The following is a 23,826-nucleotide window of genomic DNA, read 5'->3' as shown; positions in this document are numbered from 1 at the left end:
AAGCGCTCCTGCGCAAGGCGGCGGCGCGCACCAAGGAGGCGCTCTGGACGACCATCGGAGAACTGCTCGATCGCTTCCCAGTCGAGGAGTGCCAGAACTACCTCAGCAACTGCGGATACGAGTTCACCTAAATCGAATCCGCTCTAGCCCCGATGCGGATTTGCGACACGGCTCAGTGCCGCCTATCCTCCTCCGAATGGGAGAATTGGAGGCGAGGGGGATGAGAGCATCTTTCGTGTGCTTCATCTGGCTTCTGTTTGGATCGATTGATATCGGCACATCGGCATGCGCCTTGGAAGATCACAGCACCGGCACAGGTGGGCTGTCCAAGCCCGGTGCAATGCCGGAGGCGATGGAGACGCCGTCCGCTTCAACCTCGTCTCCATCGATCGCGAGTTCGCTTGGTCCGCTTGGGGATCCTGGCGGCACTCGCAGCGCACTCGAGCGTGTCGGGATCACCTACAGCTTCACGTATATTGGCGAGGGGCTTGGCAATGTGTCGGGAGGGTTCCGTAGAGGCGTTATCTACGAGGGCCAGCTTCAAGGTACGCTCGATGCCGATCTCGATAAGCTCTTGGGCTGGCCCAATGCGAACTTCCATACCAACTTCTATCAGATTCATGGCCATGGGTTGTCCCGTTTCTATCTCGGCAATCTCATGGCGGTGAGCGGAATCGAGGCTCTGCCGGCCACCCGTCTTTACGAATTGTGGCTTGAACAGAAGTTTGCCGGAGACAGGGTTGCGCTTCGCGTGGGGCAACTCGGCGCCGACACGGAATTCCTGGTCAGCCAGTATGCAACGCTGTTCTTCAACACGACCTTCGGGGGGCCCACTCTCGAGGCTGGCGATCTCCCGAGCGGCGGCCCGGCCTATCCGCTTGCGACGCCAGGGATACGCCTCAAGTTCTCCCCGACGGATCGGCTGACGATCCTCGCCGCCCTGTTCGACGGCGATCCGGCAGGTCCGGGTCCCGGCGATCCGCAGCGGCGAAACCATACAGGGCTTGCGTTTCGTACCTCGGATCCCCCTTTCTGATTGGTGAAATCCAGTACGCATATAATCAGGACAAGGATGCACCAGGTTTACCCGGTACGATCAGACTGGGCGGTTGGCACCACTTCGGGAGCTTTGCCGATCAGCGGTACGACATTGTCGGTTTGCCGCTGGCGGATCCGAAGAGCTTGGGCATCGCGAACCGGCTACGAGGCAATGACGGCATCTATGTCGTGATCGATCAGATGGTCTATCGCGAGCCGGGCTCCACCGATCAGGGTATCGGCGCTTTCGCCCGCATCTCGGCAGCTCCATCCGACCGCAACACGATCAGCTTCTATGCAGATGGCGGTCTGACATGGAAAGGAATGATCCCAGGCCGCGGGGATGACACCTTTGGCGTGAGCTTTGCTTATAGCCGCATCTCCAGCCGCGCGCGAGGGTTTGATCGCGATATCGAATCCTTCACAGGCAGCGCCCGGCCGATCCGTTCCAGCGAGGCGCTGATCGAGGTAACGTATCAAGCGCAGATCCTCCCAGGCTGGACGGTCCAGCCCGATTTTCAATATGTCTTTCGTCCTGGCGGAAACATCCCGAACCCGCGGGATCCGACCAGTGCACGCATTAAGAACGCAGCTGTCTTCGGCCTGAGGACGACGATCCGGTATTGACCGCTGCCAAGACGCGCCCTGCGACGATCAGGAGAAGGGTTACACACGGGTCATAAGGAGTAGAAGAGGGCAGGGCGCAGGCCATGGAACACACCGCGAGGCTTTGCGCTTGATCTTTGCCGGATCCGCTCATGCGAACCGGGCTCAAGACAGCGCGGGGGCAGGTTGGACGCAGAGGAGGTGTCAGTGCCGCTCGCCTTATCCAGTTCAGCTTTCCACGAAGGCGGTGCCATTCCGACCCGGTATACACGCGACGGACAAAATGTCTCGCCGCCGATGGAATGGCATGGCGCTCCCCCGACAACCCGAAGCTACGTGCTCATCGTCGAAGACCCCGATGCGCCGACGGGCACCTTCCGGCACTGGGCGGTCTACAACATCGCCGCCACCACGGCGAGACTGCCGGAAGGTGCCTCACGTTCCAAAGCTGGCGACGTTGGCCAAGCCGTAAACGGCTTCAGGCATGCTTACTACGATGGGCCTCAGCCGCCGAGAGGCCATGGCCTCCATCATTACCATTTCCGGCTTGCCGCCCTTGATGTTCCCCGGCTCGACTTTCCGGGCCAGGCAAAGGCGGAGGATGTTTGGGCAGCGGCACGCCCTCACGTCATCGCCGAGACGGAGCTTGTCGGCACATATGAGAGATGAGCGGAACCACCCCGTGAATGGGGCGCTTGCGGGCTTGCTGACGGTGTTGTGTTGATATGGCCGAAAGGTGAAAGAAGAGTAAGGCCATGGCATACAAGCTCGTGATCTTCGATTTCGACGGTACCCTCGCCGATACTTTTCCCTGGTTCATCCGCACCGTGAAAACCGGCGCCGAGCGTTATGGATTCAAGCCGATTGAGGGATGTGTCATTGAGCGACTAAGACATTACAACGCACGTGAGATCATCAAATATCTGGGTGTTCCACCTTGGAAGCTGCCCCTGATCGCGCGGCATATGCGCATCCTTGCTGCTCAGGATATCGATGCAATCCATCTCTTTGATGGGGTCGATGACATGCTTCGGCAACTCTTCGATGCCGGCGTTATGATTGCGATCGTCAGCTCGAATTCGGAGGACAATGTGCGCCGGACCCTCGGTTCGCAGAATGCGCGATTGATCAAGCACTTTGCGTGCGGCGCATCCATATTCGGTAAGTCGGCCAAGTTCCGAAAGATCCTGAGGGTAAGCGGTGTTCCACGTGCGGAAGTGATCTGCATCGGTGACGAGATCAGAGACCTTGAATCTGCTCGCTATGAAGGAATCTCTTTCGGCGCCGTCACCTGGGGCTTCACACGCGCCGAGGCGTTAGCCGCGCGATCACCGAAAGAAATATTTTCTACGCCGAATGAGATTGTCCAGAAGATCACTTCCAGACGATGGCCGACCGAGCCGAACACCTTGATGTTTCCGGGGATATGATCCGAAGCGCCGTGTTACGCGGTCGCTTTCCTGATAAATGACTGTGGGGCTTGTTTCTACTGGATCGGCCGGTCGGTCCCAATGCGGGCTAAGAAGAGGCGCTCGAATTCCCTCAGTTCGGTTTCATTGAGATCCGAAACCGCCCAGAAGGACATGCCGTCTCGCGTCCAGTGCTGCATGTTGTAGCCGTCCCTCGTCGAGCCTTGCATCGCTCCTTGAGCGATCTGGCTTGCCGTGGACTGGGCTTCCGGCCACAGGAACACATTGATGACATGCCCTCGGCGCTTATAGACGAGGGCGGCCACCGACCGCCCGCCGATGTAATCGAGCCGTCCTCCTGAGAGCGCGAACCCTTGATCGGCCAGATCGATGACCGGAGGAGCATAGTCGAGCCTGCCGTTGAACCAGGGCTTGACCGTGTGCTGGTCGGAGGTCGTGACGTCGGTCAGATGGTTCGCCATCAGGGATCGCACATGCCCGGACACCAGCTCCTGCTCCAGGCCGGGAGATCGCGGCAGCAGGAGCAGGAACGCTCCAAGGCTTGCCGCAATGGCGAAACCTGCTGTCCCGAGACGCCAGCTGCGAGACCATTGCTTCCACCAAGGGTCGATAGCGGATCGCTCGCGAGATATGGCAGCCATCAACCGCGCTCGCAACGCATCGGGGGCCTTGTATTGAATTCCGTCCTGGCGGAGCGCTTCCCGCAGCTGGGTCAGGCGTCGATACTCGCGGGCGCAACCCTGGCAGTCTTTCATGTGTTCCTCGAAATGCAGCGCGTTCGCCGCGTCGAGCTCACCATCGAAATACCCGTGCATCAGGATTCCCATATTGGCGCAGGGGCGGGTCATGGCGCTGCCCCCTCATGGTTTGCATTGCGCCTGCGCCATGCCGCTGCGAGCAATTGCCTGGCCCGGGCCAAACGGGACATCACGGTGCCGATAGGGACCCCCGCTATTTCCGCGATCTCCTGATAAGAAAATTCCTCCATTTCCCGCAAAACCAGCGCCTCCCGGAAGGAGAGGGGAAGTTGCTCGATCAGCTCCCTCACCGTTGCAATCTCGTCCTGCCTCAGAAGCGCCGTCTCGGGCGTATCCCCGGGATCGACCAGCAACGAATCCGCGCTTCTGTCACTGTCGGGATCTTCGTCGTCCGGTTCCTTGGTTTCGTCCAAGGAGACCGGCCCGGATGCCGCCGCGCGTGCCCAGGAATGGCAGCGATTGCGGACGATGGTGAAAAGCCAGGCTCTTGGATCGCCGCCTCTGTAATGATCGAAGGCGCGGAAGGCGCGAAGGAACGCATCCTGGACGACATCCTCCGCCGCATCCACATCGCGCAGGAGATATCGAGCAAGATTGTAGGCGGCGTCCAGATGCGGAAGCATGAGCGTATGAAAGCGCAAGGCATGATCGGCTTGCGCATCGGGCGCGGCAGACGACAGGGCGACCGGCACGGGCTCCTCCGCTCGTTGCGGGATTATAACCTCCTCCGCCCAGCCGATCACCTGTCCACGGGCGACAGATGTCGCATCGGCTCGCTCTTTCGTGTTGCCGAGCCTTGGGTGCCAGAGCCCCAGCGCAGGCGCCCATCCCAGCCAGGACTTCCGCGAGGATGGTGGACCGAAGCTGACAATCTTGCCGCTCATGACCCTCTCAACCTGTAGGTCACCTGACCGCAACCGGTCAGGGTTGCGAATGGAGAGGCGTGACAACGATTTTCCCGACCATGTGCGGATGCAGGGCGCAGAAATAAGCGTACTCACCCGGCGTCGCGAAGGTGAATGAGAACTGGTCGTCGGTATCGAGAGGCTTCGACCGGAACGAGTGATCATTGGCTACGACGACATGGGGAATGTCGTCGGCATTCACCCAGGTGACGGTCGTTCCTGCTGTCACGGTGAGAAGCGGCGGAGTAAAGGTAAAGTTGGCTACCCGGACCTCCGCGACCGCTGAAGGGGAATCCGGAGCTTGCGGGCTTGCGGCTTGTGCCGGGACGCCAATGGCTCCCGCGAACAATCCTATGCCGCCGACGAAGAGGGCGAGGCTGCGCGACGACAGACGTGCCGTCCCGGCGCCGTTCTGTGGCAAACCTGTCTTGAAGCGAATGACCATGCTGTTCTCCTGTATGTTTCAAGAACGGCACATGCTCGAGGTCTGGGATGGCTGGCAGCTGGCGGCCATCCCAGGCAAGTTCACGAAGCCAAGGGCGTATCGACGATCGCGAGAGATTTCTGGCCCTGGACGTAAGTAACCGTCGCTATGCCAAGCATCTTGCGGAGGTCCTCGGAAGGAACTGTCAGCGGTCCCGGCGAGGGAGCTGTACCCGGCGCCGGCTGCGGAAACGCTGTTGAACGCGCAGTGTGGAAGGCAACATTGCCTTCAACCTTCTGCATGATCTGATGAATGTGGCCGTTGAGCACCGTGACCGAACCGAACCGCTTCAGGAGCGCAAGCGCACGTGCGCCGTCGTCCGTGCCCCATCCCCACTGGGGATAGACAGACCAAAGAGGAATATGCGCGAAAACGACGATCGGGGTGCTTGCCGACAGTCCCCTTACGTCATCATCGAGCCACTGGAGCTGTTCGCCTCCCAGATTCCCCAGGCCTCCGGCCTTGAGGTTGACGACGTTCACGAGGCCAATGAAATGGAGCCCACCCTGGTCGAAGCTGTACCAGCCGGCCCCGTGCGAGCCTTTTCCGTAGCGGTCGAGGTAGAGTTTGCCGCTCTCATCGTCGAGGACATCGTGCTCACCCGGAACGTAGAAGACCGGGCTTCCGATTTCCCGGATGATCTGATCGGCGTCGTCGAACTCTTTCTCTTGGGAGAGATGGCTGATGTCGCCCGTGTGAATGAGGAACGTTGGCTTCACGGGCAAGGTCTTGATCTTCGCCACGGCCTCTCTCAGGGTCGCGAGCGCATTCGGATTGGCGGGCTTGTCGAAGCCGATATGGCTGTCGCTGATCTGCAGGAACGTCAGTCCGCCGGCTTCCGGGGGGGCAGCGGCTTGCGCGCTCGATAGCCCGATCGAACGCGGGAGCCCTCCATTCGCCATCCAAAGAACTCCAGTGCCTGCCCAGGCCATGCAGTGAAGAAAACCACGGCGGTCGATGCCATCGTCGTCTTCGGTCGCTTGTTTGCGGGGGTCGAGGTTCTCAGTCATCGCATCCTCCATCATGGTGGTGCTCTGACTAACTAGACTCCGCATGCTCCGGGTTTATTCCCGGCTTTGTCGGATGGCCGCGAAAAGGGGTGGCGATCGAAAAGGCTCTGCCGCTGTGGCGCTTCGGGAGGAAGCCGGAAATCCATCCGGAAAACTTCCTCCTCAGAAGGCCCCGTTCCGCTTCGAAGATCTACGACCGCCTGACGGGTTCGCTTACCGTGGGCCGGCGGCTATCCTCTACCTCGACCCCGGTTCGCGTTGCCGGTCCGACGGCACCCGTACGCGTGGCCGAAGCCAAGGTAGCATCGGTGAGCGTCGGATACACCATGCCGGTCCGACCGCCGAACCAACCCGCCAAGGCGCCGAGGATCAGGGCCAGGGAGCCGAACAGGGCACCACGCGAGACCGCTTTGGCTGCGGTGTCGGCGGCCTCCGTCGCCTGCTGCTTGGCCTGGTCCACCGCCTGCCGATACTGCTGCTCGTATTGCTGGATCTGGGTACGGGCCTGATCCTCCGGAATGTTCTGCGCCCGGGCCAACGCCTGAGCAGCACGGTCCCGCGCGGCCTGTGCCTGAGATTGATCACCCGTGAGCGTGGCGCGTACAGCGGAGACAGCAGCATCGCGTAGCGCAGCCGGATCATTGCCGCCGATCGAACCCCGGATCTGGTTTTCGATCGTGCCAAACGGATCGGCGGCCTGCGACAATGACGGCGCGGTTGCCTGGATTGCCGTCTGGGCCGTGGCGCCGATCGTGCGGCTCATGCCTCCAAGTGCACTCGTCACCGTATTGAAGGCCCCGCCCAGCACACCGCCGACCGTCGAGGTCAGGAGATAGAGAACCACCAACGTCGTGAGCGCCCAGGCCGTGAGCCCGTGCCAGCCTGCCGTGGATTCCTTCGGCGTCCCCGCGAGTCGCCCTGCTGCATACCCGCCCGCGAAGGCGGCAATTACGCCGGACAGGATGAACCAAACACCGGCGCCGATGGAAAGAGACGTCGCTGAGGGATTCGCGCCCGCACCGGCGCCCGGGTTGAGCGTCGACACCCCAATTCCGAGGCCGATCATGTTGAGGACAAACTGTGTCACGAGCGCGATGACGACGCCAGCAAGGACGGCACCCCACGAGATGCGATTGAGCATCATCGTGCGGGCATCCTCTGCGGGAGTGACTGGGCTCATGTGCGGGGCATCGGAGTCGCCCCTGTTACGCGGGGGGGCGGGACGGTCGACCATAGCTGCCTCCTGGACACAGGATTGCTCGGGGATAACGTTCGCCATGTATGCGTGTTCCGGAAGCTTGCCCGTCCAAGCCTACACACTGCATGCGCAAAACCCGACTTGGAACATCTGCTTCCTCGGCGATGAGGCTTATGTCGCTCGCAAACAGGGGAGCCGTCAGGATACCTGAGCACGGCTTATTATGGGCGATCCGCCGCAACGAGGATTTCGGCAGGGCGCAAGCGTTAGACGATGCGCGAGCAGCGTGCTGACACAAGCGAGGCTCGCTTGGCCGCGTTCCCATGGGTGATCTGTCGCACGCCTTGCAATGCGGTGCGTCCGTTCCCATTTACCATCCAGACGGATGGTATGAGGATGGTATAATGACCGGTAATGTGCGGGAACTTCGTCCGAAAGCGGGGGATAGCGAGAAGATCACGATCAATCTCGGCTATGTCGATCTTGGTCATATCGACCTGTTGGTGCAGGAGGGTTTTTACTCCAACCGCACCGACTTCATCCGGACAGCAATCCGGAATCAGCTCGATCGCCATAACGACGCCGTCAAGCAATCCGTCGCGCGACACCAACTCGACCTTGGCCTGCGTCAATACAGCCGGCAGGACCTGGAGGCTGTGCGAGCAGCCGGCGAGATGCTTCACATCCAGGTTCTCGGGCTGGCCATCATCGCCGCAGACGTCTCTCCCGAACTGGCACGGGAAACCGTCGCTTCCATTCACGTGCTTGGCGCCTTGCAAGCCAGCCCCGCTGTGAAGGAGGCGCTGAGCGACCGCATCCGATGACCGCCTGATTTCCGCTGCCCGAAACACAGAGTAACGCCTCTACCGATCTCTTCCGAGAGGAGGGGCAGCGCTCTTTCTTTGCTGAAATTCACCGAGCACAGGAGCTATTCCCATGAACGTATTGCCAAAGATCGACATGATGGAGGCGACGCGCCTCACCCGGGAAGGACGCCTCGAAGAGGCGATGGCGGTTCTGCGCGGAGCGCTCCGCGGGGACACGCCGTTCACCGCTCCATCCAATATTGACGGCGATGCGCCGCAGAGAGCGACCGGGCGCATGCCGCCTGTTATCGACATGATGCCGCCATCAATGGAGACCGGAGGCTCCTGGACGTCGCCGCAATTCGGCGAGACACACTCCGCGGGTCGCCCGGAGAACGTGAGCCGGCCTCAGGTGCCGGAAGCCCTCCGCGGGCTCCTCGACCGCATGGGGCAGCTCGGGCCCGCAGGCAGGCTCGATGGATTGGTCGGGCGCGCGATGCAGCGTGCTCCTGCCCCTTTGCCGGACGGGGCGCGGTTTGAGGAGCATATCTATGCCAATGGGGCAGGAAGCCGAGCGTATAAGCTCTATGTTCCTAGCGGCTATAACGGACAGGCGCTGCCTCTTGTGGTCATGCTGCATGGCTGCACCCAGTCGCCCGACGACTTTGCGGCCGGCACGCGGATGAATGATCTGGCCGAGGAGCAGACTTTTCTCGTTGCCTATCCGGCGCAGGCTCAGTCAGCCAACGCCTCCAAGTGCTGGAACTGGTTCAGCGCGGGCGACCAGCAGCGTGACCGGGGCGAGCCCTCGCTGATTGCGGGGATTACCCGCCAGATCATGCGCGATTTACCTGTCGAGCCCGAGCGTGTGTATATCGCCGGCCTATCTGCGGGAGGGGCAGCAGCCGCAATCATGGGCTCGACTTATCCGGACCTCTATGCGGCCATCGGCGTTCATTCCGGATTGGCGTGCGGGGCCGCCAGCGACATGCCGTCCGCCTTCGCAGCGATGCGGCAGGGCGGATCTCCCGGGGCAGGGGGATCGCATCGGCACGGCAGGCCCCGAGGAACCATTCCGACCATCGTGTTCCACGGGGATAGCGACACAACCGTCAACCCTGTCAACGGCGACCATGTCATTGCCCAGTCGAAAGCAACGGATGATCTCCGCACGACCGTCAGCCGAGGTCAGACTCCAGGTGGGATCGCTTATACCTGCACCGTCCAGGTTGATGAGAGCGAGCGTTCAATTCTCGAGCAGTGGGTCCTCCATGGAGCCGGCCATGCATGGTCCGGCGGGAGTGCTGCCGGATCGTACACCGAGCCACGCGGGCCCGATGCCAGTCGCGAGATGATGCGCTTTTTCATTCAGCACACGAAGCCGGGCTGCCCCGACCCGGTGTGAGAAGCTGTAAAGCCCGTTGTCTCTCGACGAGGGCGGATAGGCTGTCGCCGTTCATCTTCTTCCCTGCGGCACTGCGGGTTGGGATAGCGCGACAGCCGGTCAATCCTCGCTTTCAACGTGGCTTGCTCCGAATATTCCCGTGACCGACCATCATACCTACATAGCTTGGGAACGAGGAGTTCTTGAGCCATGTCCGCAATCATGTCGGCCGAAGGAGGTGCGAAGCCACTCGTGCCCGCAATCTCGGAAGAGGATCGCGAAGCACTGATACAGGCCGTGCGGGCTCTGGAGGGGCCGAGCTTCGTCGGGCGCCTCTCGTCATTGGCCGGACGTCCCGTCGAGCTGCTCGGACGGGCTCTGCCGCAGCCCGCCTCCGAAGCGGTATCCCGGACCACGGAGGCGGCGCTCAAGCGGGCCTTGCGCTATGCGCTCAGGACGATTCCGAAAGGCTCCGTCGACCCGGAAACGCGCGTTCACAGAATGCTGGCTGCCCTTTCAGGCGCAATGGGAGGTGCCCTGGGTATCTCGGCGGTTCTGCTGGAGCTCCCGATCTCCACGACGATCATGCTGCGGGCCATTGCCCGCATAGCGCAAAGCGAAGGCGAGGACCTCGACGATCCGGAGACCGCGCTGGCCTGTATTCAGGTCTTCGCACTGGGCGGACGTTCCGGTTCCGAGCACTTGCATGAGAGCGGCTATTTCGCCGTTCGCGCCGCTCTGGCGCGGTCCGTGACGCGAGCGCTCCATCAGGTGGCCGAGCGTGGGATCATCGACGAAAGCACCTCGGCCGTCGTTCGCCTGCTGAGCCAGATCGGATCCCGCTTCGGGATGGTCGTTTCCCAGAAGGTGGCTGCGCAGGCAGTGCCGGTGCTCGGCGCCCTTGGCGGCGCAGCGGTCAACACGGCTTTCACCGATCACTTCCAGACGCTGGCCCATGGCCATTTCACCGTGCGCAGGTTGGAACGGATCTACGGCAAGGGAACAGTTCGCCTTGCCTACAACCAGATCAGAGCAAGCGAGGGCCTCTAGGAAACAGGCACGTCTCGCGCTTCAGCTCGCGTGTCCCGCTTGCGTCGTGTGGCCAGCTTCCCTCTGGTTCTGGCGCCCGTGCGGAAAAGTGGACCCACTTTTCCGCACGGGACGATGGCACTTGAAGGGGAGAGCACCGGATGGAGCCAATGCTCTAGGTTGAGCGCCGAGCGCGATCCGCGGTTCTTCCTGCCTGATCCATCATGGTCTGGGCAGTCCCTTCCGTAAGGCAGAAGGAAAACTCTGCGATGCGGCGACTGTTCTCGAACATCTGTTCCAGATTGCGCCGGACGAGAGTGCTTTGAACAGCAACGACATCCGACATCGTCCGGCAGGCTGCAAGGGCGTTCAGACCTTCGATATTCGTCTGCCATCGCTCTTGGCTCAATCCCATCCATTCGCGGGAGACATCCTGGATGCAGCGGGACAGGACTGCGCTGGACCGTGCGATGGCCTGCAGGTTGTCGGACAATTGCTCGGCCATATCCTGGCCGCTTTGGCTGGGGAAACCGCAGAGGTGTGCCATGCGATCCGTCGAAATCTGTGCCAATTCGGATGCCGTTCCAAAGCCGCTATAGACGGTATCCTGTGCCGCCCGCGTCATGTGGTGGATCCCTTCCGCTCCCGTCCGCACGGTCTCGGCCAAGCCTTCAGCGGTCCGCTGAATGGTTTCCGCCTGTTCGCGCTGCCGCCTGGCGACTGCCCTGCCCAGTTCGGACTCGGAGCGCTTGCTGTCGTTGACGGTCGCCATTTCATCCTCAACCTGCTCGACGACCGCATCGACCTCCTCTTCGCTCAATACCTTGAGCACCGCTGGCAGCAATTCGTTTTTGTCGTCGCGGATATGTTGCTGGAACACCTTCCTGAGATCAGCCAGCTTGTTGACGAACACGCCCGTATTTTTCGGCGCACGATCAAGCTCGGCCAGGAGTGCTTCCGTCTCCTTGTTGTCGTTCATCGCCTCTTCTACGAGATCCCGCGTCTCCTTGTGCTTGAGCAGGGCCGGGAAGAGATATTGCTCGTGAAGGTTGGCCAGGAGCTCCAACTCCTGTTTCAGATCCGCAAAAAGCCGCTCGCGTGTTTTGACTGCGGTGTCGGACGTTTCGAGAAGCTTGGCAAACAACTCGTTCGCCCGATCCGGACTGGTTTGATGATACTTTTTGACGGCACTCATAGTTCCTCCAAACCATCAAAGAACGGGGTAAACCTGTGCCGCTTTTGCCGAAATGAATTCGGCATCAGACCGCCTGCCGGTCAAGGTTCGGATCTACCCTATCGTGAAAGCCGCCGGGCTTCTTAACCCAGCGCAACGGCCGCGCCTTTTTGAGACAAGGTCGTCGGCGGGTTCAGGTGCGACGGGCCAACGACGTCTACAAGGCGAGCGGACAGAGCCGCTCTGCAGCATAGGGGGCTAACGAGACGATCGAAGGATGGTTCCTTTCCTTATACCTCGCCGGCACGAGCCATCGGGTCACTGTATTAGAGGAACGCTGATACATTGGAATCATCTCCGCTCAGCTGCTGAATAGGGTCAGCGCCGATCACGCAATGGGACTGGCGGGATCCTGGACGATGACCCTATTACGTTTCGCCTTGTATTTATCCGGGTAATGATCCATAAAAGGGCCATTCAACCGACGTGTTCGGCCGCTCTCCTTCGCTCGTGATCGAGCGCCGAGCCTGCTTTCCGTTCTTATCGATTGTTGATCTGCCGGGCGTTCAGGCGCGCGGCTTGCGCGTCGTTGCACTGCATTCGACAACCACAAACACACAATGCTGCTTCGTTTGAACCGAAGCTTCAGAGGAATTTTATGTCTACCGTCATTCAGCCTCGCCCTTTAAAGGCGCTGCCCCATACCCCGAAAAACAGCCTACAGGCGAAGCCCGCGGCCAAGCCGCAACCGACCGGCCTGTCGCGAGAAGAGATCCGTCAAATCGTCATTGATATGATCGGCTAATCCTCGTCTCGGGTGATCGAAAGATCAATATCGACCTGGGCCGAAAAATTACGAAGGGAACCTGCGTGGAACGTTTCAAGGAAAAAGATTTCAGCAAACGATTAAGCGCTGCCGCAAGTGCGCGGCAGGCCGTGTTGGAGAAGTTTAAGGCGAGGCCAAGCCAGGACGATCCGGCGGTCGCGGAACGAAGGGCTGCCCGGCAGGCCCTTCATAGCGCTCGCGAGCAGCGCCTCACTGAGCGCGCGGAGGCTCGGCAGGCCGACGAGGCTGCCAAGCACGCTGCTCACGAGAAATCCTTGCAGGACGAGCAGCTTGCAAAGGAGGCGGCACTTGCCGAACAGGCGCATCGCGACGCAACGCTTGAGGTCGAACGCAAGGCGGCGCGCGATGCACGTTACGCAGCACGAAAGGCCCGGAAATAACGGCTCCGGGCCGTCGTCTTTGATTCTATCTAAGCCTTGGGCTCAACCTGCGGGCGCGCACCGACACCGGCGGAGCCCGCGGGTCTACGCTGGCCCCCTGCGGCAAAGCGCGGTTTAGGCTTGGGAGCGGCGATCAGTCCTTCGCGAATGGCCTGTTTCCGGGCTGCTTTACGGGCACGGCGAACGGCCTCCGCCTTCTCGCGCGTCTTCCGCTCGGACGGCTTTTCGTAGGCCTTCCGTTGTTTCATCTCGCGGAAGACACCTTCGCGCTGCATCTTCTTCTTGAGGACCCTGAGAGCCTGATCGACGTTGTTGTCGCGAACCAGAACCTGCAAAACAATATCCAATCTAATGGTTGCCGACGCTCGGTGACGAAAGCCACATTAGAGCGTGCCGGTTTGTGAGAGGGCCGCCTCCCTTCGGAAGGCGGAGCATCGTACGTTTTCGCCGCTTGGCGCTGCGTTCATTGAGACCCTGCCCATGAAACTGGGCGTCAGCGCAAGCGAGGGTTTATGAAGGTGCTGAAAAGATGCTGCCCATCAGATCAGGCTACCTTCATGCTGTGCACAAGGATATTAAGCAATTCCGGCGACCCGAATATGGCAGGCTCAGGCCGATTGGCATGAGCTGCTAATAGGCCAAGCTGCCCTGCAATGGAAGCGTGTTAACGCATCGGGCGGAACAATGACCCGGTTTTTCGCTGACGCGGACCTTCGGTTCGCACCGACGATGCGCCGGTCTCAAAAGCTGAGCATCGGGTGGATCCCATTTTTGGATCCGATGCTCTAGCTGGCGAATTGAGACTTTCCATTCGCAGCCTGGATTTCCGACTCTCCAACCGCTCGCTCACTCGAATTACTGACATCCTTGATGCGGTAGCCGAACTCGCCATTACTTTCCGGCATCAGACGCACTACTTCGTATACGCCATTCGTTCGATCGTGAAAGCGTGTGCCATTCGCACGGACGAGTTGGCCAAGGTTGAATTTATGGTGCATGGCAATGTTCTCTCGATTGGGTCAATTCAGGGACATTCGTCTGGGGGTGATGTGGGTCTTGATCGGAAGTACGTGCTCGACCTCGGAATCCAACCGCTGGTTGATGATCTCAGCCAGGATGAGCGTATCGTGAGCTTCCATCGGGCTCATCGGATAAAGCTGATACTGGCCCCGGCTCTCCACTACGACGGCATCGCGGCCGAACCGCAGCACGCAATTCCTCTGGCGCATCAGCCATTTTGGCACCCGGTCGCCCGCTTCAAATGTCCAAGCCTTCTCGGTCATCACAACCCTCCACCTCGATGATTCCTGCCCACCGGGAGGCGTATTATCGACGACGAAACTGCGGACGACGCGCAGCTGGGCGCGGGCCACCGGATCCACTGTCCTTGTGGCGGAAAATGAGGCGCCCCTTATCGAGGTCGTAGGGCGACATCTCGACGGTGACATGATCGCCAGCAAGCGTCTTGATGCGATTTTTCTTCATCTTGCCTGCCGTATAGGCCACGATCTCGTGTCCGCTCTCAAGCCTGACGCGAAAGCGGGCGTCCGGCAGGATCTCTGTGACTTCACCCTCGAATGTGATCAGTTCTTCCTTAGCCATTTGAAGTTCTCCATCGTGATCGAAGCGTGAATGAAAACAAAAAAGCCGCTCCGCGACGGAACGGCTCTGAGAAGCAGCGCGAAAGCTCGGCTGCTCGATCTCAAAGAGATCAGGCGGTTTGGATGTTGCCAACCGCAATCTTGCCGGTCCGGCGGTCTTCCTGGGTATCGAAGGCGACCTTCTGACCTTCGACGAGGCCGCGCATCCCGGCGCGCTCGAGCGCGGTGGCGTGGACAAACACGTCCTTGCTGCCATCATCGGGTTGAATGAAGCCGAAGCCCTTTTGATCGTTGTAGAATTTAACAGTGCCCGTGATCATCGGGAAGTCCTTTCAATGTTTCAGTATGCGCATGCGCGCTCCCCGCAACGAAACGGGGCTACGCCTTTTGTCGAAGTTTGGAGAGAAAGTCGGAGCGTGCGCCTGAAAGCAAAAGGCGAAGCAGACCAGTTGTCCGGCCAAAGTCGATAATTCGATATAGGGGCCACTTGAGGCAATTGCAAGTCAAGCCATCAGAGCTTCAGGTCGTTCCTCCTTATCTTTCAGGCCGTTCCTCCTTATCTGAAGACACAAATCGGGGTATTTTCATGCAGGGCTTGGAGCTTCAGTCACTTAATTCCGGTTGTGTGTGCTCCGAAAGAGCCCTCAGAAGCTCGAGACACTTTTCTGCCACGGCCTTCGGCACTCTCTGGTCGCCGTCATAATGCCGCACGATTACGGCGTTCGCCTGTTCGAACAGGTCGCAAAGATTGCCTGATATGCCGGGGCGCGAACTCGGAAAGTAGAATTTATTCTTATTTTTGCGTGCCTGAGCTTTAGACGTGGGCTTGTCTTTAAACAGGGCCAGGATTTCACATTGCTTCGCATTCTTTCTGAACTCTTCGAATGCAATGATGTCGGCCATACTCCACTCCTACGCGTACAGATCGTCCCGACCTTCTACACTTTTCCGGCATGAGGGTTTCTAACTATTAGGAATTATCATAGCGGCTGACGGCAGCCGGGCTGATCGATCGGCTGATCCCCGTGGCTTGGTGACGTTCAGTCATCAGCGTATATTGCCACCGCGTGGCAGGGATAGGAGCGTAACGCTCTTCCTGTCCGCGGCCTGGAATGCCTACTTCCCCGCCGCCTTCCTCAGCGCCTCATTGATCCTTTCCTGCCAGCCCGGTCCGTCTTCCTGGAAGTAATCAAGGACGTCCCTGTCGATGCGCAGAGACACCATCTCCTTCGCGCCAGGGATGGTCGGTGCCTTCGGTGCGGGTTCTGCAGGTTTCGTCGTTACTTTCTTGAATGCCGCTTCAGCAGTCTGCCGCGGATCGCTCGTCACTCGGGTTCTGTGGGGCGGTTTCGACATCGGTTATCTCCTGTGGGGTCGGCCTTCTCGGGTTAATATGTCGCGTCCGCGTCGAGATGGGTCGCTGCGGCCAGGTCCAAGTCCCTTCGGCGGAGGTTCACCGCTCCGGACGCTCTGCCCACAGTTAAGAAGGCGATAGCAGTGCAGGCAAGAAGGAGAAAGGGACGAACACACAGCAATATCATCGAGCCTCATAAAACGGGACACGATCTGGAGCTGCATTGGTGAATCGAATCTTGCCGGGCCGGCCCTGGGCAGCCCTATCCCGGTAATTCACAGGCCGGTATTTTCGAAGGAGCTTTCGGAGCGAAAAGCGTTGGGGGTGGATGCCCTTGAGAAGGGTGGCACATCGGGTTCGAGATGGATGGCGGGGGAGGGTAAAATCCCAACCCCGGCGAAATCCGATTTCGCCGCGGCGCACTTTACCTGTTTGAACGCTCTGCCTTCCACAATCCTCAGGAGCCTACCACTGGCTTCCTCGACAAGATCGACGAGAACCTGAAAAGGCCATGGCAGCGTAAAGCCGTCGCCCGCAGGACCCTCGCCATGGCCGGGTCCGTCCCGGCCGTTCTTGTTTCAAGACCCATTCGTGTTTCAAGATATGGCGCCGCAGTCACTGGAAGGGGGACCCGTCACGCCTTCTCCATTACGAAGCCTGCAGTCTCCGGTGGCTGGTGCTATAGTGAGACCGTTCTGACGAATTCGAACTGAATGAACCTCGTGTGCGGGCCTGTGTTTTCCGAGTACCCGCCCGTTCGGAGAGAGGGACATGACGCTATCCACGCATGAAAGGTATCCGAAGCCCGATCTCCACTCGACAATGGCACCGCCGGTCTTTCCGAGTACGCCGTCGGAATTCATCACCGTCATGGCGCATTACCATCGTGCGGAGATCGCCCGCATGGCGGGTTGGCGCGACAGGCTTGACCGCACGACAAACTGGGCGATCACGGTCGTCGCCGCCATGTTGTCGGTTTCACTGTCCACGCCGACGGCTCACCATGGCGTGCTGCTCTTCGCCATGGTCCTTGTCCTTTTACTCCTAGTGATCGAAGCGCGCCGCTACCGGTTTTTCGACGTTTACCGCAATCGTGTGCGGCGAATAGAGCGCAACTATCTCGCCCAGGTCTTTGCGCCGGAACTCGATGTAACCGATGACTGGATCAAGGGATTGGGCGCAGATCTTAGACGGCCGTCGTTCCTGACCACTCAAAGCCAGGCCATTTCACGGCGCCTGCGCCGTAATTACTGTTGGCTGTTCCTGGTCCTGTTACTCGCCTGGTTGGTGAAGACCACCTTCATCAGGATGCAGGAGAGCGCGGCCGAGGCTCACCTCGTTAGCTCCGCCGACGAGTGGATGCGCAACACAGCCATCGGCCCGGCTCCCGGTTGGCTCGTGATCCTCGGGGTCATAATATTTTACATTTGGATCCTCTACGCGTCGCTCCGCAAACCCAAAGGGGAAGGCGAACTGGCCTTCGGCGACGTTCATGTCTGATCGACGATGGCTGCAAGGCGCCAACCATGCGCTTTGCTATCAAGCGTGGGATTGCCCGACTGGCGGTGCTCGTCTTGAGGCTCGCGCTTTTCGGTCCAGCCTGAGCATTGGGATAGCCAGATTGATCGTCTTGCCGGTCCGCCCTATGTCGCCTTTGGATGTCCGGAACGGTTTCCGCTGGCGAAGCGCGGACTAGACACCGAACGTATCTGCCGCGCCGGGCGAGGCATCCGCCTCATCCCGCGACCGAGGACCGGTAGGCTGGAAGGATGAGGCCCCTCAACGTTCTCTCCGTCACCTCGGAGATCTTCCCGATCATCAAGACGGGCGGCCTTGCCGACGTGGCCGGCGCCCTGCCGGGGGCTCTCGCCAACGAGGGCATCGGGATGGTCACGCTCATTCCCGGCTATCCTGCCGTTCTTCAATCGATGGGCCGCAAGGAGGTCGTGCGGCAATACGAAGATCTGTTCGGCGGGCCGGCCCGCCTGCTGGCGGCGAAGGCGAAGAAGCTCGATCTCCTCGTCATCGATGCGCCGCATCTGTTCGAGCGACCCGGCTCCCCCTATCTCGCTTCCGACGGACGGGACTGGCCCGATAATGCCTGGCGCTTTGCGGCGCTCGGCCGGGTGGCGGCCGAGATCGGGCAGGGGCTCGCGCCGGGTTTCGTCCCGGATGTCATCCACGCGCATGACTGGCAGGCAGGACTTGCTCCAGCTTACCTGCATTACGGTGGCGGTGCACGTCCGGGCACGGTCATGACCGTGCACAACATCGCCTTTCAAGGCATTTTCCCTGCCGATCTTCTCATAGAGCTCGGTCTTCCGGCGAGCGCCCTCACGATAGACGGCGTGGAGTATTACGGCCAGATCGGCTTCCTCAAGGCAGGCTTGCAGTTTGCCGACCGCATCACGACCGTCTCGCCGACCTATGCGGAAGAGATCCAAACGCCGCAAGGAGGAATGGGGCTCGACGGGCTCCTACGCTCCCGCTCGCACGTGGTCTCCGGTATCCTCAATGGGATCGACGAGACGATCTGGGATCCTTCGACGGATCCCTATCTCGAAAACCGCTATGGCAGGGCGAATTTGGAAGCCCGATCTGCCAACAAGCAAGCTTTGCAGGCCCGGCTGGGGCTCACGACCGATCCTGAGGCGCTTCTCTTCGGTGTCGTCAGCCGGTTGTCGGAGCAGAAAGGGCTCGATCTCGTCCTCGCGGCCTTGCCTTTGCTGGTCGGCGACGGAGCGCAGCTCGCTCTCCTCGGCACCGGAGATCGGGCGCTGGAAGGCAGCTTCCAGGCGGCTGCCGCCGTTTATCCCGGACAGGTCGGTTGTCTGCTCGGCTACGATGAAGCTCTGGCGCATCAGATCCAGGGTGGGAGCGATGCGCTGCTCGTGCCCTCCCGTTTCGAGCCCTGCGGGCTGACGCAGCTCTGCGCCATGCGTTACGGCAATGTGCCCATCGTCTCGCGGGTAGGCGGGCTCGCCGACACGGTGATCGACGCGAACGAGATGGCTATGGCTGCGGGAGCCGCGACGGGCTTCCAGTTCTCGCCCGTCAGCCTCGCGGCGCTCAAGGGAGCCCTCTTTCGGGCGAAAGCCCTTTGGCAGGACAAGGAGGGCTGGCGGCACATGCAGCAGAGCGGCATGGCCACCGATGTGGGCTGGACCCGGCCCGCGCACCAATATGCCAATCTCTACCGGGCCTGTGTCGAAGCGCGATAGGGCATGATCGGGCTCCAGGCGCCTTATGTTCCTTCCGATATAAGCTGGAACAGCAGGAGCGAACGCCCGGTCACTTCGTATTCCGCACCGAACGCGAACAAAGGTAGCGACTCCAGTTCGGGCTGGTTCGTGTCGATATGGCACATCCAGGCATGGCCGCCGACGACCGCCGGGAGTCTGCACCGCACCACATCGTGGTAGGCGTTGAGGATCAGGAGCATCGTCACGTCCGTGCCACGCCTGCGGATGCCGGTGGGCTGTGCGCGACCATCGAGGAGAATGCTCATGCAGCGCGCATTGCGATCCTCCCAATGCTCTGGTCCCATCTCCTTGCCGTCGGGCGTGAGCCACGTCACGTCCTTGACGTCGAGTTCCTCGTTGTACAAGCCGGTGAGAAACCGGCCCCGTCTCAGAACAGGCTGGGTGTTGCGGAGCTGGATGAGCTTGCGCGTGAACTGGAGGAGCTTGGCACTGTCCTCGTCGATGCCCGCCCAATCGATCCAGGAGATGTCATTGTCCTGAGCGTAGGCATTGTTGTTTCCCTTCTGCGTGCGCGCGAACTCGTCGCCGGCAAGCAGCATGGGCGTGCCTTGCGAGAAGAGCAGGGTGGCGAGCATGTTTCTCATCTGGCGAAGGCGAAGGGACCGGATTTTCGGATCCCTCGTCGGCCCTTCCACGCCGTGGTTCCAGGAGAGATTATGCTCGTGCCCATCCCTGTTGCCCTCTCCATTCGCCTCATTGTGCTTGTGATTGTAGGTGACGAGATCGTTGAGCGTGAAGCCGTCATGGGCCGTCACGAAATTCACGGAGGCCCATGGCCTGCGCCCACGCTTGTTGAACAGATCCGCCGAAGCGGTGAGGCGGGAAGCCAGTTCCGGAAGCTTGCCGTTCTCGCCTTTCCAATAGGCTCGGACGGTGTCCCGATATCGATCGTTCCACTCCGCCCATCCGGGGGAGAAGCGACCGACCTGATAGCCGCCTGGGCCGAGATCCCACGGTTCCGCGATCAGCTTGACCTGGCTGAGGGTCGGATCCTGTCGGCAGGCGTCGAGAAAGCGGCCGTCCTCCTCGAAACCATGCGGCTCGCGGCCGAGGATCGTCGCAAGATCGAAGCGGAAGCCGTCGACATGAATCTCCTGGGCCCAATAGCGAAGACTGTCGGTCACCATCTGCAGTACCCGGGAATGGCTTAAATTCACCGTGTTCCCGGTTCCGGTGTCGTTGACGTAATAGCGGCGGTCGTGCGCAAGCCTGTAGTAAGAGGCGTTGTCGATCCCCTTGAAGGATAGGGTCGGTCCCAGCTCGTTGCCCTCTGCCGTGTGATTGTAGACGACATCGAGGATCACCTCGATTCCCGCATCGTGAAAGTGGCTGACCATCTCCTTGACCTCGTTCACGGAAGACGTGGCGAGGTAGCGCGGCTGCGGCGCGAAGAAGCTGATCGTGTTGTACCCCCAGTAATTCGTCAGTCCCTTGTCGATGAGATGGCTGTCGTCCACGAATGCGTGGATGGGAAGGAGTTCGATCGCGGTGACTCCGAGATTCCGGATGTAGTCGATGATCTCATGATGCGTGAGCCCGGAGAACGTGCCGCGCAGCGCCTTCGGCACGCCTGGGTGCCGCATGGTGAAGCCGCGCAGGTGCATCTCGTAGATGATCGTACGCTCCCACGGCGTGCGTGGTCGCCGCTCGTGGCCCCAGGTGAAGGCAGGCTCGACGACGCGGCATTTCGGCATGAAGGGAGCGCTGTCGCGCTTGTCGAAAGACAGGTCGGCCTGGGGCGATCCGACCGTGTAGCCGAAGAGGGCATGGTTCCAGGTCAGGCCGCCGGCAAGTTGCCTGGCATAAGGGTCGAGAAGAAGCTTGTTGGGGTTGAACCGGTGCCCCTCGGCAGGTTCGTAGGGGCCGTAAACGCGGTAGCCGTAGATCGTGCCGGGTCGCGCATCCGGCAGATAGCCGTGCCAGATCTCATCCGTATATTCCGGAAGCTCGATCCGCTCGATCTCGCGCTTGCCGTCGACATCGAACAGGCAAAGCTCGACGCGGGAAGCGTTGGCGGAGAAGAGCGCGAAGTTGACGCCAAGGCCGTCCCAGGTCGCTCCGAGCGGATACGGTAAGCCTTCCCGCACCCGCGACCGGCGCATCAACGGAGATGAGAGGGCTGCTCCGGTCGGAGGCTGGCGTGGTTCGATCTTGCCGTTCATGCAGATCTCGGAGGTGAAACTGGAACCGGCATCCAGGGTCCTTCAACGCATGAGCCATGTGGGAGTCTCGTCGGACCGTCCGCTATGGGCTTTCACGCTCAAGAATGAGTGTCGCCAGAGGAGGAAGGGTGAGGGTGAGCGAGCAGGGCTGGCCGTGGCTTGTCGTCTCTTCCGCCGCAACCCCGCCCAGGTTGCCCATATTGGTTCCGCCATAGGATGCCGCATCGGTGTTCACGGCCTCCCGGTAGAAGCCGGATAGCGGCACACCGATGCGATATTTTTCTCGTGGGACCGGAGTGAGGTTCGACACCACGACGGCGAGAGATTTCGCGCTCTCGCCCCGGCGCGCCCAGGCGATCACGCTGTTGTCCCGGTCGTCCGCCACGAGCCATTCGAAACCCTTCGCCTCGCAATCGTTTTCATGCAGGGCGGGAATGGTTCGATAGGCGTGATTGAGATCGCGGATCAGCGCCTGCAGGCCTCGATGATGCGGGTCGTCCAGGAGATGCCAGTCGAGGCTGGCGTCGTGGTTCCATTCCCGCTCCTGACCGAACTCGCCGCCCATGAACAGGAGCTTCTTGCCGGGATGACCCCACATGAACCCGTAATAGGCGCGTAGGTTGGCGAAGCGCTGCCATGGATCCCCCGGCATCTTGCCGATCAGGGAGCCCTTGCCGTGCACGACCTCGTCGTGGCTGAGCGGAAGAACGAAGTTTTCCGAGAAGGCGTAAAGCAGACCGAAGGTCAGGTCGTGATGGTGATGCCGACGGTGAATGGGATCCGTGCTGATGTAGCGCAAGGTGTCGTGCATCCATCCCATGTTCCACTTGAAGCCGAAGCCGAGCCCTCCAGTATAGGTTGGCTGCGAGACGCCGGGCCAGGCGGTGGATTCTTCGGCAATCGTGATCGCGCCCGGTGAGGAAGCGTAGGCGACCTCGTTCATGCGGCGCAGGAAGTCGATCGCGCCGAGATTCTCGTTTCCGCCATAGCGGTTGGGGATCCACTCGCCGGGGCGTCGCGAGTAATCGAGATAGAGCATGGATGCCACCGCATCGACCCGCAGGCCGTCGATGTGATAGCGCTCGAGCCAGTACCGCGCGTTGGCTACGAGGAAGCTGGTGACTTCCTTCCGGTCGTAATTGTAGATGTAGGTCCCCCAATCCTGGTGGAAGCCCTGGCGGGGATCGGCATGCTCGTAGAGATGCGTGCCGTCGAAAAAGGCGAGGCCGTGGGGATCGTTCGGGAAGTGTGCCGGCACCCAATCGAGGATGATGCCGATGCCGGCTGCGTGGGCAGCCTCAACGAAGGCGACGAAATCGTCCGGCGTTCCGAAGCGGCTCGTCGGAGCATAAAGCGAGATGGGCTGATAGCCCCATGACCCGTCGAAGGGATATTCGGTGATCGGCAACAGCTCGATATGCGTGAAGCCGAGATCCTTCACGTAGGGAATGAGCCGCTCGGCCAGTTCGCGATAGGTCAGATAGCGGTTTCCCTCCGCAGGAACGCGCGCCCACGAACCGAGGTGACATTCGTAGATCGACATCGGCGCCTTGCGCGGAATCTGGGCCGCGCGGTTCGCCATCCACGCGGCATCGCGCCACTCGAAATCCGGCGCGCCGCGAAGGACGGACGCCGTTGCCGAGGGCAGCTCGGCCTCGAACGCCACCGGATCGGCCTTCAGTGGCATCGTGTGACCCTCGGCGCCGATGATCTCGAATTTGTAACGCGCACCCAGTGTGACCTCGGGGATAAAGATTTCCCAGATGCCGCCCTCGTGGCGTCGTCTCATGGCATGGCGCCGTCCGTCCCAATTGTTGAAATCCCCCACGACGCTGACCCTGCGGGCATTCGGCGCCCAGACGGCGAAGGCGAAGCCATCGACCCCTTCCACGTTCCTGCGCTGTGCCCCGAGCTTCGCGTAGACGGCATCGCTGCCGGGCTCGCGAAGCTGCTCCACCTCTTCAGGGGTGAGAACCGGCCCGAACCGATAGGGGTCGTGCCGGATCTCCGCATGGCCATGATTCTCGAGTCTGAACCTGTAATCCGGCCGTTCGGATGCAGCGAGGGAGGCAATGAAGAGACCTTCGCCGTTCTTCTCCATGGGAGCGAGGATCGTCCGCCCGTCCGGTGCAACCAGCGAGACGGTATCGGCCTCAGGCAAAAAGGCCCGGATCTCCCAATGACCGGATGAGACTTCATGGGGACCAAGCACCGAGAAGGGATCGCCGTGTTCGACGATCTGGATGAGCGCGTCGGCGGGCCGGGCCCCAGACGGCATCAGGGCTTTGTTTTTCACGGCCCCTTTCGCTCCAGCACGGTGCTGGATCTTTCCGACACCGGCATCTTTGATCATGCGCCATTCCTGTGTTCGTAAAACGCTTGGTCTGGAAGCTGTCT

25 protein-coding genes are annotated in these 23,826 nt (G+C 60.7%); 11 read left to right on the top strand and 14 right to left on the bottom strand.

What is annotated here, in order from left to right:
• Nucleotides 1-220 precede the first annotated feature (220 nt).
• The 4 genes from AB4Y97_RS07850 (at nt 221) to AB4Y97_RS07835 (ending at nt 3,074) form a co-directional block, all read left to right on the top strand.
• Nucleotides 221-1,036, top strand: a complete 816-nt coding sequence (locus tag AB4Y97_RS07850; RefSeq protein WP_441998462.1) for a carbohydrate porin — start codon at nt 221-223, stop codon at nt 1,034-1,036.
• Nucleotides 1,033-1,665 carry a carbohydrate porin gene (locus AB4Y97_RS07845; protein WP_441998475.1) on the top strand — a complete coding sequence of 211 codons (633 nt, stop codon included), beginning with the start codon at nt 1,033-1,035 and terminating at the stop codon, nt 1,663-1,665. The genes AB4Y97_RS07850 and AB4Y97_RS07845 overlap by 4 nt, the downstream gene beginning before the upstream one ends.
• Nucleotides 1,666-1,851: 186 nt before the next feature.
• A complete protein-coding gene (locus tag AB4Y97_RS07840) occupies nt 1,852-2,313 on the top strand; it encodes a YbhB/YbcL family Raf kinase inhibitor-like protein (protein WP_441998461.1) in 462 nt (153 codons plus the stop codon).
• Nucleotides 2,314-2,399: 86 nt separating this feature from the next.
• Nucleotides 2,400-3,074, top strand: a complete 675-nt coding sequence (locus AB4Y97_RS07835) for an HAD hydrolase-like protein (protein ID WP_441998460.1) — start codon at nt 2,400-2,402, stop codon at nt 3,072-3,074.
• 56 nt (nt 3,075-3,130) lie between these two features.
• Here AB4Y97_RS07835 and AB4Y97_RS07830 read toward each other — a convergent pair whose 3' ends face one another.
• From AB4Y97_RS07830 to AB4Y97_RS07810, 5 genes are all read right to left on the bottom strand, one after another.
• Nucleotides 3,131-3,922: an anti-sigma factor family protein gene (locus AB4Y97_RS07830; protein WP_441998459.1), complete on the bottom strand. Its 792-nt coding sequence runs from the start codon at nt 3,920-3,922 to the stop codon at nt 3,131-3,133.
• Complete coding sequence (locus AB4Y97_RS07825; protein WP_441998458.1) at nt 3,919-4,716, bottom strand: sigma-70 family RNA polymerase sigma factor; 798 nt, start codon at nt 4,714-4,716, stop codon at nt 3,919-3,921. The genes AB4Y97_RS07830 and AB4Y97_RS07825 overlap by 4 nt, the downstream gene beginning before the upstream one ends.
• A 37-nt stretch (nt 4,717-4,753) precedes the next feature.
• Complete coding sequence (locus AB4Y97_RS07820) at nt 4,754-5,182, bottom strand: cupredoxin domain-containing protein (protein WP_441998457.1); 429 nt, start codon at nt 5,180-5,182, stop codon at nt 4,754-4,756.
• Between the two features lie 80 nt (nt 5,183-5,262).
• Nucleotides 5,263-6,231: a metallophosphoesterase family protein gene (locus AB4Y97_RS07815; protein ID WP_441998456.1), complete on the bottom strand. Its 969-nt coding sequence runs from the start codon at nt 6,229-6,231 to the stop codon at nt 5,263-5,265.
• Between the two features lie 190 nt (nt 6,232-6,421).
• Complete coding sequence (locus AB4Y97_RS07810; protein WP_441998474.1) at nt 6,422-7,411, bottom strand: PhnA-like protein; 990 nt, start codon at nt 7,409-7,411, stop codon at nt 6,422-6,424.
• Nucleotides 7,412-7,833: 422 nt separating this feature from the next.
• On the opposite strand from AB4Y97_RS07810, the gene AB4Y97_RS07805 reads away from it, so the two are divergent.
• The 3 genes from AB4Y97_RS07805 (at nt 7,834) to AB4Y97_RS07795 (ending at nt 10,669) form a co-directional block, all read left to right on the top strand.
• On the top strand, nt 7,834-8,253 hold the full coding sequence (locus tag AB4Y97_RS07805) for a CopG family transcriptional regulator (RefSeq protein WP_441998455.1): 420 nt from the start codon (nt 7,834-7,836) through the stop codon (nt 8,251-8,253).
• A gap of 112 nt (nt 8,254-8,365) precedes the next feature.
• The gene (locus AB4Y97_RS07800) at nt 8,366-9,640 is read left to right on the top strand and encodes an extracellular catalytic domain type 1 short-chain-length polyhydroxyalkanoate depolymerase (RefSeq protein WP_441998454.1); all 1,275 of its coding nucleotides are present in this window, start codon (nt 8,366-8,368) and stop codon (nt 9,638-9,640) included.
• A gap of 189 nt (nt 9,641-9,829) precedes the next feature.
• Entirely contained in the window at nt 9,830-10,669 is an 840-nt protein-coding gene (locus AB4Y97_RS07795; RefSeq protein WP_441998453.1) for an EcsC family protein, read from the top strand.
• A gap of 154 nt (nt 10,670-10,823) precedes the next feature.
• Here AB4Y97_RS07795 and AB4Y97_RS07790 read toward each other — a convergent pair whose 3' ends face one another.
• A complete protein-coding gene (locus tag AB4Y97_RS07790) occupies nt 10,824-11,843 on the bottom strand; it encodes a phasin family protein (protein ID WP_441998452.1) in 1,020 nt (339 codons plus the stop codon).
• Between the two features lie 637 nt (nt 11,844-12,480).
• Between AB4Y97_RS07790 and AB4Y97_RS07785 the strand changes: the two genes are divergently transcribed.
• Both AB4Y97_RS07785 and AB4Y97_RS07780 read left to right on the top strand, forming a co-directional pair.
• Nucleotides 12,481-12,627, top strand: a complete 147-nt coding sequence (locus AB4Y97_RS07785; protein WP_441998451.1) for a hypothetical protein — start codon at nt 12,481-12,483, stop codon at nt 12,625-12,627.
• Nucleotides 12,628-12,692: 65 nt separating this feature from the next.
• The gene (locus tag AB4Y97_RS07780; protein WP_441998450.1) at nt 12,693-13,049 is read left to right on the top strand and encodes a DUF6481 family protein; all 357 of its coding nucleotides are present in this window, start codon (nt 12,693-12,695) and stop codon (nt 13,047-13,049) included.
• A 29-nt stretch (nt 13,050-13,078) separates the two neighbouring features.
• Here the strand turns inward: AB4Y97_RS07780 and rpsU are convergent, their stop codons facing one another.
• From rpsU to AB4Y97_RS07750, 6 genes are all read right to left on the bottom strand, one after another.
• The gene (gene rpsU, locus AB4Y97_RS07775; protein WP_441998449.1) at nt 13,079-13,384 is read right to left on the bottom strand and encodes a 30S ribosomal protein S21; all 306 of its coding nucleotides are present in this window, start codon (nt 13,382-13,384) and stop codon (nt 13,079-13,081) included.
• A 684-nt stretch (nt 13,385-14,068) separates the two neighbouring features.
• Nucleotides 14,069-14,332, bottom strand: coding sequence for a hypothetical protein (locus AB4Y97_RS07770; protein WP_441998448.1), 264 nt, complete (start codon nt 14,330-14,332; stop codon nt 14,069-14,071).
• Nucleotides 14,333-14,375: 43 nt separating this feature from the next.
• On the bottom strand, nt 14,376-14,651 hold the full coding sequence (gene infA / locus AB4Y97_RS07765) for a translation initiation factor IF-1 (RefSeq protein ID WP_441998473.1): 276 nt from the start codon (nt 14,649-14,651) through the stop codon (nt 14,376-14,378).
• A gap of 109 nt (nt 14,652-14,760) precedes the next feature.
• Nucleotides 14,761-14,970 carry a cold-shock protein gene (locus tag AB4Y97_RS07760; protein WP_196269784.1) on the bottom strand — a complete coding sequence of 70 codons (210 nt, stop codon included), beginning with the start codon at nt 14,968-14,970 and terminating at the stop codon, nt 14,761-14,763.
• Between the two features lie 283 nt (nt 14,971-15,253).
• Nucleotides 15,254-15,553, bottom strand: a complete 300-nt coding sequence (locus AB4Y97_RS07755; RefSeq protein ID WP_441998447.1) for a hypothetical protein — start codon at nt 15,551-15,553, stop codon at nt 15,254-15,256.
• A gap of 213 nt (nt 15,554-15,766) precedes the next feature.
• Nucleotides 15,767-16,006, bottom strand: a complete 240-nt coding sequence (locus AB4Y97_RS07750) for a BrnA antitoxin family protein (RefSeq protein ID WP_441998446.1) — start codon at nt 16,004-16,006, stop codon at nt 15,767-15,769.
• A gap of 820 nt (nt 16,007-16,826) precedes the next feature.
• Between AB4Y97_RS07750 and AB4Y97_RS07745 the strand changes: the two genes are divergently transcribed.
• Together AB4Y97_RS07745 and glgA are read left to right on the top strand one after the other, a co-directional pair.
• On the top strand, nt 16,827-17,504 hold the full coding sequence (locus AB4Y97_RS07745) for a DUF2270 domain-containing protein (RefSeq protein ID WP_441998445.1): 678 nt from the start codon (nt 16,827-16,829) through the stop codon (nt 17,502-17,504).
• A gap of 269 nt (nt 17,505-17,773) precedes the next feature.
• Entirely contained in the window at nt 17,774-19,225 is a 1,452-nt protein-coding gene (gene glgA, locus AB4Y97_RS07740) for a glycogen synthase GlgA (protein WP_441998444.1), read from the top strand.
• A gap of 23 nt (nt 19,226-19,248) precedes the next feature.
• Here the strand turns inward: glgA and glgX are convergent, their stop codons facing one another.
• The gene (gene glgX / locus AB4Y97_RS07735) at nt 19,249-21,369 is read right to left on the bottom strand and encodes a glycogen debranching protein GlgX (protein ID WP_441998472.1); all 2,121 of its coding nucleotides are present in this window, start codon (nt 21,367-21,369) and stop codon (nt 19,249-19,251) included.
• A 142-nt stretch (nt 21,370-21,511) separates the two neighbouring features.
• Nucleotides 21,512-23,707 (bottom strand): 1,4-alpha-glucan branching protein GlgB, encoded by a 2,196-nt coding sequence (gene glgB, locus AB4Y97_RS07730; RefSeq protein ID WP_441998471.1) that lies wholly within the window; start codon nt 23,705-23,707, stop codon nt 21,512-21,514.
• Between the last annotated feature and the right edge of the window lie 119 nt (nt 23,708-23,826).

Source organism: Microvirga sp. 2TAF3, from assembly GCF_052114965.1.
Lineage (GTDB): Bacteria > Pseudomonadota > Alphaproteobacteria > Rhizobiales > Beijerinckiaceae > Microvirga.
The sequence above is the reverse complement of the archived record's forward strand: the minus strand, read 5'-3'. Positions and strand labels throughout refer to the sequence as shown.